Raw genomic sequence first — 18156 nt, 5'->3', positions numbered from 1 at the left:
GCTAGGAGCCTGTTGGAGTAATCGGATGACCCACTACGGAGTGGATCAAGCTTTGAGACCCGGTACCAGATCTCGTGGGTCGGATTCCGTTTTTCGGCTTACCCCAACACGCTCCTAGCGCGCCGCAAGGCTGGCATTGGACGCGCTGGCCCGAACTCGTGGTGAGGGCGGTCGCAGAAGGCCGCGGATCCGCGCAGTGCCAGTCCAGCTCACTCCACCCGAACTCGCACGCCCTGCAAACCCTCGGTCCATCAGTTCAGTCAGATCCAGAAAGTCTCGCCGAGCCATTCACGCAGGGGGCCCGGAAACACGACCTTGCACTTTTAACAGCGGCCTCGGAGAGCGATCTTCGGCCCGTTGCGCTTCTCCCCCACGTTTCCGCGACCTTCGCCGCTCGGCGTGCGCGTGGGCGCTGTTCGCGCAGAGAGCACCGCAGGCGTGAAGATGGGCGCGGCGAGGGTGCGTGGGACGGCGTTCGCGCTCTCTTATCGTGCCCACGGGGAGAGAGAAGTCGAGACGCGGTTAGCCGCCGACCCTCTTTCTCCGGGACGGTAACTGGGCGCTCACCTGTCCACGGAATCGGAGAAGGCTCACCTAGTCGCGCGCACGCGACGCGATGACACGGTTCGGCTCGATGGAGGGTGGCGCAGAGGTGACGAGGCCCCCTTCGGCAGAGACCGCGCGGCCCGCAGTGGCGTCGTCGTCTCGCTCATCGCCCGCGCCCTCACTCCACCAGCGACTTGAAGACGGCGTCCGACGCGTCCTTGTAGAACTCGATGTTTATCTTGGTCCAGAGCTCGTCTGGGAGGTCGTTGAGCTGTCGGCGGGCGGCGACGGGCATGAGGAGCGTCTGCGCCTGCTTGTCGACAGCAAGCTCCGCGATCCGCACCGCGTTCGGGATCATCTCGATCGAGCCGCCGAGGTTGAGCGCGCCGACGACGATGGTCCCGCCACGCGTGTTGCGCCCGAGGAGCGCCCCGCAGAGGGCGACGAGCACCGGGACACCGAGGCCTGCCCCCGTCTTGTCGGAGTCGATGGCGCGCATCTGAATCGAGAACTCGTGCTCTCGCGGGTTGCGATCGCCGACGAGTTCCTTCGCTCGCGTGTAGAGGTTCTGCTCGCCGACCTTCACACTCTCGCGGAACGCCGGCGGCGTCGGTTGGTTGAGAACCTTCACGCCCGCGCCTGGGCCGCTCGCGACCTCGATGCGGTAGAGGCCCGGGCCGGCGTCGGGGCTCGCCGGGCTCACCGCCCAGACCTGGCCGGGCGGCAGCGGATCGCCTTCGATGGCCTCGTCGCTGTGCAACTCGGGCGTCGAGACGAACTGCTCAACGCCCTCTGGGCCGACGATGTAGCTGAAGTGCGTGTTGCGGAACTCGCTCTTGAAGCAGCGCTTCTGCTGCTCCTTCACGCGCCGGCGCGACTCGAGCGCGACGCGCACAATCCACTCGAGATCCTCATCCGGCACGGGCGCTTCAGGTTCGGGGAAGAGCAGCTTGGTTAGGCCGCTCACCGTCTTGTTCACCGCCTCAATGTCGCGGCCGGAGAGCGCGCCGCCGAGGTGCACGCGCCCTTGCATCACGGAGACGCGATTACCTGAGCGCAGCTTGCTCCAGCACTCGCTGAGGAAGTCGCTCACCAGCCCGAAGTGGTCGGTGAAGTGGTCGTTGGGGTTGAGCTTCGGGAAGTCCCACCCGGGCACGTAGGCATGGAGGCGGTCCATGAACGCCGTGTCGTTGCGCATCTCCGGCGGCAGCGGGCTGAGCAGGTGCGCGACGCGCTGCTGCTGCTCAACGTCCACGTCGAAGTTGCCGACCATAACGATCCCGCCTTCGGCGCGGATGTTGTCCTTGCCGCGGCTGAACTGCCCTGACGCCATGTATCCCTTCATGATGTTGACGCCGTCCTTCTGGTCGAAGGAGATGCCCGACACCTCGTCGAAGCAGACGACGTCGTACTGGCACACGAGCCCGCGCTGTCCGCTCGCGTTGTTCACGAACATCTTGGCGACCGTCGCCTTGCCGCCCGAGATGAGGTGGGCGTACGGCGAGATCTGCTGGAAGAGGTGGCTCTTTCCGGTGCCGCGCGGGCCGAGCTCGACGAGGTTGTAGTTGCGCTCGACGAACGGGACCATGCGCAGGATGGCGACGCGCTTCGCGCGCTCGGAGAGCGAGGCAGCCTCGAGGCCAATCGAACGAATCAGAAAATCGATCCACTCCTGCGTCGTGAACGAGCGGCGGGCCTTGGCCAGCACATCGAGCACGTCGGACTTCGACATCTGGATCGGGCGCATCGACTCGATGGAGAACGGGCGGCCCCCCTGCTCCTGCGCGGCGACGCCATCGTAGGCGAGCGTGACCTCGGCGTAGAAGCCGTCGGTCAGCATGCGCTCGTTCTCGCGTACGAGCTGATCGCCGATGAGCACGTCGCGCAGCGCGAGGCTCGGCAGCTCGGCGAGGAAGCGGTCGTTCTTCGCGTCGAGGCGCGCCTTGATGATGTCGATGAGCTTGACGCTGCCGCTGTCCTTCGCACGCGCCTTGAACAGCTCCTCCTCGCCCGTGCGCACCGTGCGGTCACGGAGCTGCTTCTCGACGATCTGAAGGCCCTCCGCGATCTCCTTCTCATCCGTGCTGGCGCAGTAGCGACCAAGGAGGAACTCGACCACGTATGTCGGCACCGGGTACTGGCGCGCGTACTTGCGAACGAGGTCCTTGCGAACGAGGTAGCCGTCGAAGACCGCAGCCGCCTGCTGATCGAGATGGTCGAGGGTTATTGTCATGATGCTTCTCCGACGGTCGTCGTCTTGCGGTCGAGCACGTTGCCGGCGCCATCGACAACGACGATCGTGGCGGCGTGGCCCTCGTGAGCGTCATCGGCCACTGCGAGGCTCGCTTCGCCGGCTGGGCCAACCTCCTTGGCCGACGCGGCGATGCTCGTGTTCGCCTGTTTCCAGTTGGTACGCAGGTCGACGCGCACAGAGGGATCGTTCGTCGTAACCGACACGCGACAGCGCATGCCGCGCCAAGTGATGGCTGTGATCGACGCGGAGGTGCCGCCGCCGCCACGCTCGACGACGAGTTCGGGGACGATGCACTCCTGCGGGCTGATGCCGCCGTGCGAGTACTCGGTGTTCGGGGCGAAACTTCCGACTCCCGGCGGCGACGCGATGCGGACGTGCGTGTTCCAGTGCCACGCGTGGACCGGCACGGACGGCTTCGCGTCGCCCTTCACCGTGGCCGCGCGTGACCACTTCGTCGTGGTGAGATGCGAGGAAACCGCGACGTGCGGGAGGCCACCGGGCATGAGCAGCCAGCCGTGGTCCGTGACGATGCGGAGCCGCATCCAGCCGGCGTCGATCAAACCGGTCACCTGGTCGAGGAGCATCTCGAGCTCGTTGTCGATCTGCGCGGCGAGGCGCGCACCGAGCTTGTGCCCGAGTTCGTCGAGCTTCCCCGTCTCCAGCCAGCCGCCCGTCGTCCCTTGCTTCGGCGGGCGGATGTCCTCGCCAAGCAGATCAATGCCTCGGCCCGCCATGTCGTCGCGCAGCCGCTGCGCGGTCGCGGCTTTGGGGCTGTCCTTGAAACGCGGGTTGAAGTCGACGATGTCTTCGCCGCCCTCGAGCTTGTCGTGAGAGAGTGTCGCAAACGGCTTCGCCGTGGAGGTGACCGTGGGCAGCGGTGCGAGGCGGTGATTCAGTCGCACGCGATAGCCCTTCGCTTCGAGCCGCTCGGCCAGCATGCCGGCGACATCGTAGCGGAGGCCATCGGCGAACATGAGGCACGCGTCCTTCTCATGCTGGCTCCCCCTGACCTTCGCGCGCACGGCGTTCGCCGCGCCGTCGATGAGGCCCTGGAAGTGGCGCGCGGAGGCATCGAGCCACGGCAGGTACAGCGCGCGCACGACACCCTGGATGAGCGCAACGTCGGCGGGCTGCTTCACCGAGGCGAGGGCTTCGAGCGCAGCGCGGTCGCAACGCCAGCCGTCGCTCACGTAGGCGGCGACCGCCGCGTCGACGGTGGCGCCGCCCAGCGTGGTGGCGGCAGCCGTGGCGAGCTTCGCGAGGGGCGCGAGGGCGCAGGCCAGCGGGCTCTCACCGAGCTCGGCCCAGACCCACTCGCGCCGCTTGCCGTGCGCGGCTTCGAGCGCGGCCACCTCGGCGAGCGCAGAGGCGTGGGGCTTGTTCGCGAGCGCTTCGAGGCTGGCATGAAGCTCCTGCTCGGCCTTGGTGTTGCCGCCCGCATCGCGCTCGCTGCCGCGATAGAGGAGCGGCGTGGCGGTGTCGCGCAGCAGCTTGGCGACATTGGGATAGAGCTTCGGAGCCTCCTTGAAGCGCTGCCAGACGTTGGCCCACTTGCCGCCGCCCTCGACGAGAGCGTTCGCCGCATCGGCGGGAGACTTCTTGTCCGGATCGAACTTGAAGTCCGAGTTGCACACGCCGCAAAAGGCCTTCCAGCGGGCTTCGCCCTCGGTCTTGCGAAGGCCATCGCCGACGCCCATCCAGCGCAGGAGGTCGCGGGTGGGATCGCTGACGGCCAGGCGATCGAAGTCGTCGGCTTCGAGTCGATGGCCGCGCAGGCCGTCGAGCGGCGTCTCGGCGAGGAGCGGCAGGCTGCGCTGCGCGGCCTCACGGGTCTTGGCGTCCTGGGCTACGTCGAGCTGGAGCCCGTCCTCCGAGACGAGGAAGGCCTCGACGGTCCAGTCGCGCCCGTTCTTCTGGTGCCAGACGCGGCCTCGGTACTGCAGCTCGACGAGCGGCTGCAGCTCACGCGGGCACTCGTCGCCTGCGCGCAGGGACTGCCGGGCAACGCCGGGCAGGTAAAGGATCGGCACGACGCCGGGATCGAGCGCGACATTTTCGAGCACGCGGTCGACCACGCAACGCAGCCAGATCGCCGGGCCCGTGCGCTTGGCGGCGTCGTAGCTGCCGAGCACGAACAGGTGCGGCATCGCGGCCTGGAGGCGCGCGACGAGGGTCGCCCACTGCTTGTCGGCGTCTGCCCAGAGCAGCGCGGCGGGCGCGGCCTCCCCCTCGCCGCTGCGCAGCGCGTGAAGAAAGGACTTCTCGAGCTGGTCGAGCAGCCCCTTCACGTGAGGCGGCGGGGCGGTGCTGCGACGGCGAGAGGTCGACGCAGTCACGACTTGCCTCCCTTGGCGCCCTCACGCGCGGCGAGCTTCACAGCACGCGAATAGTGGAGGTCATTCCATCGGTTGCCGTCGAACTCTGGACCGCCACGGAAGTCTTCGGTGCGCCCGTCCCAACCCCAGAGCCACGGGAACTCGGCCTTCCTTCTTTCCGATTCCTTGCCGCGGTCCTTGTCCCATTTGATCTTGGGAGCCACGCGCAGAATACAGGCGTTCTTCCCTCGCGCATTCAAGGGCCTTGCGACCATAAACGGGCGAATATTCACCCTCACACCGTCATTGAGGTCGGGCTCCCAGCCGATGGGTTGCTCTTGAAGCGGCTTCCACCGCACGAAGATGTCGTACGGCGGCTCGCCTTCGAGGATCCGCTCCAGCTCGCGCTTCAGGTGCTCTGCAGCAGCCACACGTCCGTCAGCGCCTTCGACACCGTTCTTCTGGTCGGCTCGCTGCCGGTCGATCCAGTCGCCGAGATACGCGAAAATAAGCTTCTCGAGCGTCTTGCGTCCCATTCCATTAGGAGCAGCGAGTCGATGGTAGTTCACCAGTGCGCTGAAGCCGCTGGGCAGTCCGTCCCAGAGCTGCCAGACAAAAGGTCGGTCTTCGAAGAGCACGCAGTGCTCAGCAAAGAAGCCATCACGAAGCCAAACGTCGAGATCGGTCTTGCCGGCATCAGCCAGCAAGCTCCTCAACTTGTCGCTCGACCACTCTGCACCAAAGGACTCGCGGAGCACCTCTTGAAGTCGAGCAGCCGCTGCCGGCTCTCCGCGCAAGGACGGAAGACATACGATCCCGTCGTCATCGCGAAGTTGACGAAAGGCGTCCTTCTCAGACGAGGACCACTGGTATCCCAAGAGCACAGCGACAGCGGCTTGAAGCGGATGGGTCGACGCCTTCGGATCGCCCGCGAACGACCACTGCTTCGGCGACCGAGAGTGAGCCGGCCAACGCGGCTCCACGGCGTCTTCGGCTTCATCGAAGGGGACCTTCACTAGGTTGGCCGGCGTGATCTTGATCGCGGAATCGATCTTGCGAATCTCCTCGAGGTACCTCGGAGACGCCACGTACCTGGCAAGTCCGGGCAATTGCTCTGCGGACTTGGGCAGCAGAACAGCCGCCATCTGGTCGAATTTCTCGCCGGAGTATGGTCGCACCTGCAGCCCACGCATAAGCGAGACCAAGAGTCCCGCGCGCCCCCAAGCTGCTTCTCCTCGAATATACGCGCCGTCTGAAGCGTGAAGCGATCCCCGTCCATGCTCCCATCGCAGCAAGGAAGTCTGACCAAGATCCTCCGGGTCCTCCGACGGCGGCGTGTTGTACCGCACCCATGGACCGCCATCGGTGAACGGCACTTCCCAGAAATGCACAACAAACCTGGGGTAGTCGCCCGTTTGAATTCCCGTGAGAGGGCGCGCCAGAGACGCGAGCGTTTCCTCGTTTGCGGCGCCTGCGAACAAAACTCGAGCGTCGGGGTTTCTGAGCTGTTGAGCCTGGTCCATCCGAGTGACCACGCCCACACGAAGAAGCTCCGCTTTGAGCGCAGGGGAGCCGCCGCCTGCCGCATCGATGCACGCACCGACCGAAGGCGAACGAGGCGCGTCCTTCGTAAGCGCGGCGAGGATGACGTTGACGACCTCTCCCGTGATGGTCTCGAACGCACCCGGGCCAAGTCGTGCCAGAACGCTCCACGCGGAGCCTTTGAGAAGACTTTCGCGTATCACCTTGTAGGTACGCTGCTGAAGCCACGCCTGCGGTGAAACAGTTGCAGTGGTGCCTCCCTTTGCAGTGAGTTCCACGCACCGGAGAACCATGGCCGTGGCCAAATTGGCGGCGCCGTCGGCGAAGTACGTTTCCAGGTGCTGTGCCAGTACGGAGTCCTGCTTTCGCCGAATCAGGTACGGCACATTCGTGATAACCAGGACGAATCGCTTGGAGAGCACGTGTGCCGCGAACGCCAGGCCCTGTGCCGCGACCGCCAGCTCGCCTACCTCGCCTCCCGGTTCACGTTCCAGCGCGGCGCGGAGAAGTCCAGAGATCTCGTCAAAGCCTGCAACCAAGAGGTTGCCCTTGCTGCGACTCGGGTCGATGAGGCTACCGAGGATGGGGGCGTTGCTAAACGTCGTATGCAGTTCGGTCATTGCCTCCCTAGCGCGATCGTTGGCGCCAGCAATGGCCACCCATTGCTCGGGCTTTCCGAGAATACCGATCCCGGCACATGCAATATTCAGCGAGGGCAGCGTCCGGTACCCAGACAGCCGCCAAGCAGCCAGGGCCAGGCTGAATGCGCCGATTTGCGTGCACCGAGGATCGATCTCTACCCCGTGCAAGTTCTCGCGAAGGACCGCATCGACCGCTTGGTCCAGTGGGGCACGCTCCTCACGGGCGCGCATCTGAGCGAGGATGGGTAGAGCGAACACGAGGAAATGCCCGCTGCCCATGCACGGGTCGAGCACCGTGATGTCCTTGGCAAGTCGAGGCCAAGTGGGGAAGGTGCCAGCCGCCGGTTGCCATTTTCCAGGCCCGCCGACACATCGCAGGTACTCCCAGGTCACGCCTTCGAGCGCACATCGTGCTCGAAGTTCGTCTTCCGTCGAAGCGTCGGAAAGACTGGGGTCACGAGCGAGCTCTTTCCCAAGCCACCACGCGCCGAGCGTGTTGTGGAGGAGGAAGAGGACCATGTAGTCCTCAGTAAAGAGCTGCGTAACAGCGGGCAGGCCCTCTTCGTCAATCTTCTCTTCCGAGTCGTTTACTGCGTCCTTTTTGTCAGCCTGCCAGAACTGGTAGACCCAGCCGAGGCTGTCGTCGGCGATGAAGACCTCGCGCGGCAGCCCTTCGAGGATCGCCTCGAGTTCCTGCCGCTTCTCGGGCGGCAACGCCAGCTCGAGCACCGGGTCGCCTGCGCGGAAGATCTGCGGCAGCATGCGCTGCGCGAAGTCGCTCGCTAGCACAAGCCAGTCCTTGCTCTGGTCCCGCGCCAACTCGCGGCACTCGTCGAGCGAGAGCGCCATGCCCGACTGGGGCTCGACGAGCAGGTCGTTCTCTGCGAGGAAGCGCGCGAACAAGAGGCGATGCCAGTGCTCGTAGGCACACTCGCCGACGAGCCGGTCGATGCTCTGCGTGCCCTTCTTCTCGTCGAGCTTGTCGCCGAGCTGGCGGCCGTGCGCGCGCAGGCGGTTGCGGAGCTTGCGCTGGTCGGGCGAGAGCGCCGACCACGGCTCGTGCTGGCCCACGGCGAGCTGCACGACGGCCTGCCGCGCGCCGGCATCCGCCACGCGGCGGGCCTTCTTCACGGCGTTCTCAAGATCTCTGCGGAGGTTGCGGTCGAGCGATGCCATCGGGATTCCTCAGCTCACGAGAACGGGGCCATCCTTGATGGCAGCGACGAGGGACCTCTTCTGCCGTTCGAGCCACGCATCGACGTCGGCTTCGGTCGTAAGCGTCGAGCGCTCGATCGAGATGGACCGCACCTTCGGCTCGAGCAGCTTCGCGGCCTGCTCCAGCGCCTTCTGCACGCGGCCCGGAACGGCATCGGCCTCGTCACGCCGCGACGACAGCGACTTCGTGTCGAGCGCCGACGCCAGCGCTTCATCGCCCGGCACCGACAACTGCGCGGCCGGCGTGAGCCCGACGCTCGCGAGGATCGACGAGCGGTCCGCGTCCGAGAGCTTCGGCCACAGCGAGCTGGCCTGAAGCGAGGCCACGCCCTTGCCAAACTCGGTCTCGTACGAGTCGTGGGCTTCGAGCAGCGCCTTACGGAGCGCGTCGGCGAGGCCGGAGCGAAGCGGCGCCACCGGATCGGTGGGCTCGAGCAAGAGGTGCTGCGCGCGCACCGCCTCGACCTGCTTCAACAGGTCCTCGGCTGCTGCGAGTCCCTGCGCGTGCTTCGCGAGCCGTTCTACGAGCGCCCACGTGGGCACGCGCGCGTCGACGATCTTCTTGGTGGCGGTCCAGTCAGCAATGCGCTTCTCGAAGGTCTGCGCGTTGTCGCGGATGCCTGCGAGCTGGTCGTTGCCTACGCGCGCGCGGATGTCCTCGATGTCGGTGACCGACGGGGGTGCGGGCAGCGGCGCATCACCGCCGGTCGCGCGCCCGAGGGCGGCGAGCTGCTCGAGGAAGACCGGCGCCTTCGCCAGCTCCTCCCCCGCCTTGCAGCCGATGCCGAGCGCCTGGAACACCTTGCGGATGGCGAGCTTCTCGGTGACCGCGAGCGTGATCTTCTCGACGCGGAACTCGGCCTTCGAGATCTTGTTCTGGTCGAGCTGCCCCGGCGCAAGCACGGCGCCGTTCAACGTGGCCGAGACGTGCTGCGTGCGGTGCAGCGCGATGAGGGCCGCATCGATGGCGTCCTGCGGCCAGCCATAGGGGCTCGCGCGTAGCACCTTGCGAACCTCGATGCCGACCTTGCCAGAGCCGATGGTCGAGAGCACCGCCTTGCAGACGGCGTGTTCTTCCGTCGCGACGGTGTGGCCCACGGGCTGGAGCGGCTGGTCCGCGCCTTCCTTCGCGCGCTTGATGACCGTCTCCCACGACGCGTGGTCGGCCTCCTTGAAGCGCGGGAAAAGCCGCACGAGCGCCGCGTTGGTTGCCTCGCGAACGCGCTCTTCGAGCGTGGCCTGCAGCAACTCAGAGCCGCCACCCTGGAACACCTTGGCGTTGGCGACGATCTGCTTGATGAGCTCGTCGCGCTGCCGGACGGCGGCGTTGCGACGGCTCTCCATGCTGTGCTTCGCCTCTTCGCCCTCGCGGGTCGTGGGCGTGCCCTTGGCGTCGATGGTCTGCTGCGCCGCCTCGGCGTCGACGATCAGCTTGCGCAGCTCATCGGCCGCCTGGCGCGGCAGGAAGACGAAGACCGTGGGACTGTCGGTGCCCGCCGCACGCGCGGCATCGAGCAGCTCCTTTTCGCTTGCGGACCAGCCATCGCGAATCCACAGCGGCACGCTCTCGCCGTTGCCTGTGGGCGGCGTCTGGTCGCGTGAGACGACGACTTGGCGCGCCTCTTTCGCCGCGCCATGTAAGACCTTCACAGAGCGGATGACACGATCGGCCTCGGCGTAGATTTGCTGGTCACGACGGATCTGGATGTCAGCGTCGTCGTTCGTAAGCTTGCCCTGGCGGCGGCGGAACTCGGCGTCCCACTCGGCGCCCTCCTTGGTCTGCAAGCGGTACTCGTCGCCGACCTTCATCAGCGCGCCGCTCGACGCAAGGTCCTCCAGGACGACCTCGACGCTGCTACGCAGCTTGCCGTTGTCGGCGAGGAGGTCGTCGACGAGCAGGTCGGCGATGTGCTCCTTCGAAGCGCGCACGCCGATGTCCGCGCCCGCCTCGCGCGGCAACCGACTGATGAGGAAGACGAGCCCACAGATGCGCCGCGCAAGCTTCCCCTTTTCCGTGCCGCCCTTCGAGAGATTGATGATGCGCTCGTTGATCTCGCGCAGCAGGACGCCCGTGTTAACCATCTCCGGGGCGAGCGCCTCGAACAGCTCGTCACCGGGGACGGTAGCGCCGAGGCCACGATCCGAGAGCCGCGCGACCGCGTCGTGGATGATGCGCAACTGCGAGCGGAGCTGGCTGTGCGTGCCGGCGGCATCGACCGCGCGGAAGCAGTGCTCCCAGAACCGACGACGCACGGGCAGGAGCGGGTAGTCGTCGACGATGACCTCTCGGTCCTGCGCGCTCTCGCCGATGCGCGTGCCCTGGAGTTGGCGCGAGACTTCGCCGCCGTGCTTCTCCAGGAAGTCCTTGACGGTCGAGATCGACGCGGCCTTCTTCTGCAAGAGCACCTTGCGGATGACGGCCTCGACGTCCTGGTCGGAGAGCTGGACGCGGATGGTGTAGCGGTCGGTCAGCTTCTGCAGCTTGGGCGTTGCGGTGAGCGCGCTCTGGCCTGACGCGACGACGAGTACGTTGCTGTCGAGCTGCTTCGACAGCGCCTCGGTGACCTCGGTGACGAGAGTCGAGCGGTCGTTGGAGTCGCCGATGTACTGCTGGACCTCGTCGAGCACGAGGAGCGTCAGGGGCGTGCGGCCGTCGCGTCCGACGAGCTTCAGCACGCGCTTGATGGCCGTGAGAAACTCCTCCGTCGTGATGTCGGTGCTGCGCGGCGGGAACTGCGTCTTCAGCGTGTTGCGCGCTTCAGCCTCGGTCGACGCGAAGCCCGGATCGCACGCCAACAGCGCGTTGGCGATGTGCTTGCTGACGTAGAGGTTGTTGAGCTCGGACTGCCACTGCTTGCCGGCACCCTCGACCGCGCCCTTCACTTTGACGAACCAGCCTTGGTCGTGGAGCCACAGGCAGAACTGCGCCTGCGGGAACTGATCCGGCAGGCCGACGCCGCGCAGGAGCACGGCGAGAATCGTCAGGCGAACGTGATCCGTGGTGCCGCTCGGGAGAGCGCCGGCCGCTGCCAGCAGCCCACCTGCGCGCTTGCCCGCAGTGTCGAGCTCACGGAGGAGACTGCGCAGTTCGTCGGGCATCGACGGCACGAGGCTGCGCGCCGTGGCGCCGTCGGGGAACTTGGTGTCCTGCCAGAGGTGGCAGGCCATTTTCAGCAGGTGTGACTTACCGCTGCCGAAGAAGCCGCTGACCCACGCAGCCTTCTGGCTCGTCTGCGAGAGGTTAGAGAGGAACGACGACAGGATGCGCTGGATGCCGTCGGCGTACTGACCCTCGCACACGAACGTCGCGAGCTCGCCACGCAGCTCCTCGAACACCTTGTCGTTCGACTTGTCGGCGATGCGGGCCTGGCCCTGGTTGACCAGCGGGTGGGTGGAAGGGTCTCGCTGAAGGACGTCTTTGATTTTCATGCTGCACCGCCGGCGCTGTGGATGGAGATCGGGACCGCCATGTAATTCCAGCCGTCGCGCGCATCGAGCAGCCGGTAGTTGTTCTGTTCGAGCGTGCCCGGGAAGAACACGACGAGACGACCGCGAACGTCGCGCTCGACCCGCTTCAGCACCTCGGAGACGTGCGTGAAGCCATAGAGCGAACCCGCGCCGAACACGGCGACGACCGAGGCCTCAGAAACGTCGGGCGCCGTGAGCACTGCCCGGATCTTCTCCGCGGCGTACTCTGGGAATTCGTCCTTCAGCTTCAACTGCAGGTCGTCAGGAGACTCGAAGTAGGCGTCACGATACTCGTCGGATGTGAGCCATGTCGCGAACGCGGTGGTGAGGTCGACCTCGTGCCAGTCGTGCCCAGCCGCCTTGCTGCGCGTCTCGAACTCGCCCTTGCGCGCTCGGAGGACCCGTTCGAGTTCCTTGTCGTAGGCCACCATGATCACGCGCTGTGCCCCGGCGACGGTGCGCTGCCAAGGCGTCGTGATATGCTGACCGTAGAGATCTGCGAGGTCTTCGAGTCGCGCCACGCGGTCACTTCCTCCCGAGTCCTGGGTCTAGCCGGTCGAGTCCGAACTCGACGACGTCGCCGGCAGTGCGCAGGTCAATCAGCCCGACGCGCTTCGCGTCGAGCGCGAGCGTGCGCGCCGAGGTCGCAGTGCAGTCGAGCGCCGCGATCCAGCCAGTCGTGAGCAGCTCCTCGCCACGGAAGCCGGCGGCGTTGCCGAGCCACAGCGCGAACGCAACGGCCGTGGGCGGCGCGATCACGCGCTGGCGGTGCTTGAACGTGCGACCGGTGAGGTGGCCGGTCTGGGTCCACGAACTAGAGACGTTGCGCACGACCTTGTCGAGCGTGCCGTCGTTCATGCGCTCGCCGACCAGCTTGCGGAGCGCCTCGCGGATCGGAGCTCGCTGGATCTCGATGCCCGCTGGCTGCGAGAGCACGGGCGCCGCCGACGCCATAAAGAGCGGATCGCGTGCAAGCGCGGCGAGCATGGCGAGGAGCGGGCGCGCCTTGGGGTCGACATCCCAGAGCCCACGCAGTACGCGGAAGACGACGACGAACCGGTCAAGCGCGTAGAGTTCGCCGAGGCGCTGATTCGAGAGCCGGCGCGTCGAAGCCGTGGGCTTTTCGAGGCAATTGCCCTCGATGATGGCCGCCCCGTAGGCCGCGCGGTCGGCGGCGCCCGGAGCAGCAGCAAGGACGGCCTCAAGCTCGGTGAGCATGAGGGTCCGGCTTGAGTGGGTGCCCTTTTCGCCGAAGCGGAACCCGAGCTTCACCGCTCCCGCAGGCGGACCTGCGGGTGGGAAGAACTCGATCGTTTTAACTTCTGCAAGGGACATGGTGAATCCGCCGGCAAACTTGCCGGCACCAAAGCTGACAGAGCGATATTCTGATGTCAAGATTGTCTCCAGTCTCGCCGGCAAACTTGCCGGCGAGACTAGCCAACAAGACGTGATGCGCCGCGTCATGGCAAGCGAAATACGCCTGATTTCATGAGGGGTTAGAGTCGATCGCGTGCGAAGGAGCGATCACTTCGCCCACACAGCCCGCTGCTCTGCCCACATGCACGCATAGGCAACCGCCCAGAGGGGCCGCTCGGCCAGAGGCTCGGCGCCATCGACGGCCTCAAGCGATAGGACGGCGTCTTAGGGATCGGGCGCCACCATGAACAGAGATCGAGGATCTAGGTCACCCGCGCTCGCGTGAGCCCCAGCTTGCGCGCCACAGCGACCCGGTCTGATGAACGGCTCCCTGCAGGTAGCGCGCGAAAGCGCGCTTCTGCGTGCCTCTGGCAGGGTGATTCACGGGCCCCGGGCTTCGGTAGCATCCGTCTGTCGGCAGGGATGACGCTCGATCCCTTGCGCTGGAACAGAGATGCAGAGAGGAGCCAGCCGCTGGGCAACGCCGCGCCCATATTCATGGGCTCCGTCGCACTTCGCACTCTCGGCGCCGCTCATGTCGCGTCCCTCGTGCAGGTGGCAGCACCAAGGGTTCACGAACTCGACCTCGCGGGCCCAGAAATTCCCGCTCAAGCGCCACCGATAAGCCACATGCGCCAGCTATCACGACTTGCGCATAGGTGGGCAGTCCTCCCTTCAGGCTCGGTACCGCTCCGCCGCCTTAAAGAACTGCGTGAGCGAATACTCCAAGAGCGACTGGCGGGACTGCATGTACCGGCGAGCACGGAGGAAGGGCAGCCAGACGCGATTGCCCACCCGCACCTGGGACTCCTCCAGCTTCTGCCGCGGAACCCATGTGCCCCCCAGCCGCCGCACCAGCACGCCGCCCAGGAAGGCCCCGAGAGCCGGAGCAGTGTGCTCGTCGATGAGGTCTCGCTCATACCGCTCCGGGAAGTTCTCCCGCCAGAAGTAGACGTCGAGGTCAGTGAGGGACTCAGGTGTCGCTTCGAAGATGCTGGGCACCTTGGTATGCAGCGCAGATACGAGGCTCTCGGCTAGGTCGCCGTAGTAGCTGCGGACGCGCTCTTGATTCTCCACATCTGCGGGAAGGCCGACCGGGAGCCACTCCTCCGGCTCCGGTGGCCGAAAGGCGTTGAACTCGGCGATCTTCCGTTGCCGCTCGCTGATGGCGAACTCGTCTGGCAGCCGCGAAAGGAAAGGCGCCACGTCGGGGTGAAAGCGCGGCTCGACGGGGACGAGTGCGGCGCTGCGCTCTTTCAGCGTGCGTAGCACCGTATCGAAGTCGAGGTCCGGCCGAAGGTGGACGTGGGCTCGGGCCTGGGCCACGCGAGCCTCCTCACTGGCGAAGTCGGCGGCGGAAGGCCGTAGCACCAGGAGGACGGAGCCGTTGGGGAGTTCCTCCACGAGGTGCGCTGGCGTCGAGAGCATCCGTTCTCGGCCTACGGACTCCACCAGCTTCGCACCAAAGATGTTCAGCCAGAATACGTCGTAGACCGTATCGGCCCCATACCTCTCGCACGTCTCGTCATCGCGGCCAAACCGAGGAAAATCAGCCAACTGCCTGTCCGCTGCACTGTGCGCCACAGCATAGGGAACTGGATACATCGAACCCCATCCGCGAACTGCCTTTACGAACTCCTGGCAGCGCTCCTGCTCCGAAAAAAAAGATACGGGCTGCACATCAAGCCAGATGCGTATTTTCGCAGGAGTGAGCGCAAGCCCAAGATCAATCGTCAACGAGACGGCCGGGAAAGTTGTGCGATACAAACCGACTGTCGAACCGTACCGATCTTGGCGCTCTTTCAGAGCCATCACGACAGCATCACGCGAATATCTACGCTGCCGACTGCCCTTTACAACGTCGGGCATCCAATCACCCGCATGCGACTCAAGCCCTTGCAGAAAGGGCTCCAACTCACGCTCTAACGCATCATGATGGCTAAATGACCCGTCGAACGAAAACCTCAGCGTATCTTCAACATTCAGGTCTTTAAGGGTCAGCAGCTTCATTGAAACAAGACCTCCACTCCCTTGACATCCTCTTTGACGTTCTTCACTGCACTCGTCAGCATGTCCGTATCGCTTGGCGCAAGCTTGCGTTCATAGACGAGGCGGACCCTTTCGACCTTTACCGGCATACCACGGAGCTTGAATTCAGGCCGCCTAATGTCCACCGTCTCTCCGTAGTACAGCAAGGCGTCGCCTGCATCTGCTCTCATCTGCGCCGTCAGCTCACTCCTGCCCAGACGATTGAACTCCCGGCTCTTGAAGCTGAACGTCTCCACGCGAGGCGTCGGGCCAGCAGCGGGCCCCTCTTCGATGACGAGTACGTCCGCGAAGCGGATGTCCACCTTCGCCACCCCCACGTGCGTCGCAATACGGGGCCGGTCGAAGTCCTTGAGCCATCGCCGCTTCGCCCGCGGTAGGGCCGCGTCCGCCTCCAGGATGGCGACCATCTTCCGCTCGAAGGCCAGGCCCCGGGCGTACCTGTCACGAACGAGTTGGTAGCCAGCCCACTTCAGGGGCCCCTTCTCCGCGATCCCCTGCTTGAGTTCCGCGGCCCTCGTCTCCAGGTACGCCACGTAGTCGGCCCAGAGTGGCTTCGCAGTGATTTCAGTGGGAACCGCCCTCCGCAGAGCCTCGCTGTGCTTCTCCAACTCTGCCACGTTCATCGACAGGCGCTCCCCGGGAAACTCCGCCTCCAACTGCTTGAACTTCGCCTCCGCCACCTCGGCCGGAAGTCCGGCCGCCTCGGGAGGCACGGAGGGCCGAGTACCTCCCTTTCTCCCGGAGCCCCCTCCTGTGGACGCAGCACTCGTGGGCTCGTGATACCGCACGGCCAATGTGGCCTGCGCCTGAGCGACGTTGCCTCGCGCCTCGTACAACGCCAGCGCGCCCGCCTCGCCCCACTCCGCCACCAGAATGGCTGCGTCCCGGTCCTGCTGGAGATAGCGCGCCAACTCCCCCACGGCGCTCTCTCCTATTCGCGTCTCCAACCTCTCCAGCACCGCCTTCAGCGACTCCACGCTGGACACCACCGCCTGGAGGCGAGCGCGCTCCAGCCGGGAGACGCCAGCTTCACGAAGCGCGCGCGCCCCCTTCCCTCCCGCATACAGGCCCACCATGAGGGCCGCGGGCGCCAACTGGCGCGTGGCCTCCTCGTACTCCCCCTTGGCAAGGGAAGCCCCGCCCTGCGCCGTCCCCGCCGCCAGGTGGTAGAAGCCTAGAGGCACACCGAAGGTGAGGTGGTCGAAGGAAGCCAGTGCCACGTTGCCCGGTGCGAAGGCCCCCAGGAACTGGGCGTTCTCCACCTCTCGGTACGCTTCCTGATAGGGCGGTGGAAGCTGCGCGGGCAGCGCGGACGCATCGATGCTCCGGCTTCCTCCGACGAGAGGAATGGAGGCCGCGACGTCATCCACGGCCCGTCCCAGCCCACGCGCGATGTCGCCGCCGCGGAAGTCCCGCTCCGGGAAGTCAGCGAGGGCCATGCCTCGCTGCTTCAACTCCTCGCGCACCACCTCCATGGCGCCCAGGGCGCGCTTCAGCAGCTTGTCCTCGGCCAGCAGGCGCAAGAGCTGCCGCACCTCGTCGTCGTGGGTGGTGTGCAGGACGAAGAGGGCGAAGACTTCCGCCTTGGCCAGGCCGTGCTTCTCGACGGCGGTGGAGAGGAAGGCCGCGCGCTTCTTGAGGAGGACGCGGGCAGCCTCGGCCTCCAGGGGGCCCAGGGCGCCCAGCCGGACGGCGTTCCAGTCCGAGAGGGCCTCCACCAGCCGGGGCATGTCCGCTTGGCGCTGCAAGGCCAGGAAAGCCGCTGGTGTGGTGCATCCCAGGAAGGGCGCCAGCACTTCGTCGTCCGAGTCCAGGTGCGGCCACCCCGTGGGGACGTCCCCGCACACACCTGCCAGGGCCCCCACCACACGCAGGGGCGCCGTTTCTCCTCCGCCGGGATTCGGGGGAGACGGCGTGGCCCGGCGGCGGTGCAGAAGCGATCCGTCCGCGGACTCCGCGTCGAAGTCCTCGGGCGCATCATCCTCGGGGAGACTCGCGACAGCACCGCGCCCCAAGGCCGCAAGGGGTGTCGCGCCCGAGACGGCAGCCAGGGTGCCTCCAGGGCCCGCCCGTGAGGGCAGCGAGGCACACCCCGACGTCAGGAGGGCCAGGGCCAGCACCAGGCCCACCACGCCGCACGGCAGTCGCTCAGCGCGCATTGTCCACCCCCAGCCCCACGGCCGCGAAGGCTCCCGGCCGCAGCGTCCCTTCCACCGTCGGGAACAGCAGCGTGCCGCCCTGCCCCAGCGTGTAGAGGTTGCCTCCCAGGAAGCGCCACCGAGCCTCCCCCGAGACGAGGTAGCGCGCTCCCGGCTGTCCCATGGCCGTCGCCAGTCCGCCGACGCCCACCGTGAGGTTGCGGTGGAAGAGCTGCGCCTCCACCCGCCCGTCCACGTCCACCCGGCCCCAGGAGAAGGCCTCCACTCCCAGGGAGAGGAAGAGGTGTCGCTGGCGCATGCCACTCAGCCGCACCGCGTCCCAACTGAGAATCACTTCCCCGTAGGCGGAAGCCCCCTCCGGGAAGGACGCCTCCGCCAGCGGTACCGAGGCCGGGCCTGCCACCTGGAAGCGCGCCAACTCGTAGTCCGGGCCGAAGGCGCCCTGCCGGAAGCCTCCTCGCTGGAGGCGCCCCTCCAGGCGGGCCCGCATGTCCACCGTCGGCGTCAGCGCATCTACGCCCACGCCTGCCACCTGTCTCTTATACACATCT

General features: G+C 66.3%; 8 protein-coding genes. All 8 read right to left on the bottom strand.

The genetic code is table 11. The annotated features are described in order from the left end of the window. Positions 1–724: 724 nt before the first annotated feature. The gene (gene brxL / locus D7Y15_RS30080; protein ID WP_199745995.1) at positions 725–2779 is read right to left on the bottom strand and encodes a protease Lon-related BREX system protein BrxL; all 2055 of its coding nucleotides are present in this window, start codon (positions 2777–2779) and stop codon (positions 725–727) included. Then, complete coding sequence (gene pglZ / locus D7Y15_RS30075; RefSeq protein ID WP_121754711.1) at positions 2776–5136, bottom strand: BREX-1 system phosphatase PglZ type B; 2361 nt, start codon at positions 5134–5136, stop codon at positions 2776–2778. Before pglZ ends, brxL begins: the two co-directional genes overlap by 4 nt. After that, positions 5133–8474: an SAM-dependent methyltransferase gene (locus D7Y15_RS30070; RefSeq protein ID WP_121754710.1), complete on the bottom strand. Its 3342-nt coding sequence runs from the start codon at positions 8472–8474 to the stop codon at positions 5133–5135. The genes pglZ and D7Y15_RS30070 overlap by 4 nt, the downstream gene beginning before the upstream one ends. A 9-nt stretch (positions 8475–8483) precedes the next feature. Then, a complete protein-coding gene (brxC, locus tag D7Y15_RS30065; RefSeq protein ID WP_121754709.1) occupies positions 8484–11942 on the bottom strand; it encodes a BREX system P-loop protein BrxC in 3459 nt (1152 codons plus the stop codon). Beyond that, positions 11939–12502, bottom strand: a complete 564-nt coding sequence (locus tag D7Y15_RS30060; RefSeq protein WP_121754708.1) for a BREX protein BrxB domain-containing protein — start codon at positions 12500–12502, stop codon at positions 11939–11941. Before D7Y15_RS30060 ends, brxC begins: the two co-directional genes overlap by 4 nt. 4 nt (positions 12503–12506) lie before the next feature. Next, complete coding sequence (locus D7Y15_RS30055) at positions 12507–13376, bottom strand: hypothetical protein (RefSeq protein ID WP_233605133.1); 870 nt, start codon at positions 13374–13376, stop codon at positions 12507–12509. Between the two features lie 696 nt (positions 13377–14072). Next, positions 14073–15407 carry a hypothetical protein gene (locus D7Y15_RS30045; RefSeq protein ID WP_121754706.1) on the bottom strand — a complete coding sequence of 445 codons (1335 nt, stop codon included), beginning with the start codon at positions 15405–15407 and terminating at the stop codon, positions 14073–14075. Further along, positions 15404–17605, bottom strand: coding sequence for a hypothetical protein (locus tag D7Y15_RS30040; RefSeq protein WP_121754705.1), 2202 nt, complete (start codon positions 17603–17605; stop codon positions 15404–15406). The genes D7Y15_RS30045 and D7Y15_RS30040 overlap by 4 nt, the downstream gene beginning before the upstream one ends. Positions 17606–18156: the final 551 nt, after the last annotated feature.

This window comes from Corallococcus sp. AB030 (assembly GCF_003668965.1).
Taxonomy (GTDB): Bacteria; Myxococcota; Myxococcia; order Myxococcales; family Myxococcaceae; genus Corallococcus; species Corallococcus exiguus.
The sequence above is the reverse complement of the archived record's forward strand: the minus strand, read 5'-3'. Positions and strand labels throughout refer to the sequence as shown.

Coding starts and splice junctions, on each gene's coding strand:
- D7Y15_RS30040 (WP_121754705.1), bottom strand. CDS start 17,605: ATGCGCGCTGAGCGACTGCCGTGCGGCGTGGTGGGCCTGGTGCTGGCC.
- brxC (WP_121754709.1), bottom strand. CDS start 11,942: ATGAAAATCAAAGACGTCCTTCAGCGAGACCCTTCCACCCACCCGCTG.
- D7Y15_RS30070 (WP_121754710.1), bottom strand. CDS start 8,474: ATGGCATCGCTCGACCGCAACCTCCGCAGAGATCTTGAGAACGCCGTG.
- D7Y15_RS30045 (WP_121754706.1), bottom strand. CDS start 15,407: ATGAAGCTGCTGACCCTTAAAGACCTGAATGTTGAAGATACGCTGAGG.
- brxL (WP_199745995.1), bottom strand. CDS start 2,779: ATGACAATAACCCTCGACCATCTCGATCAGCAGGCGGCTGCGGTCTTC.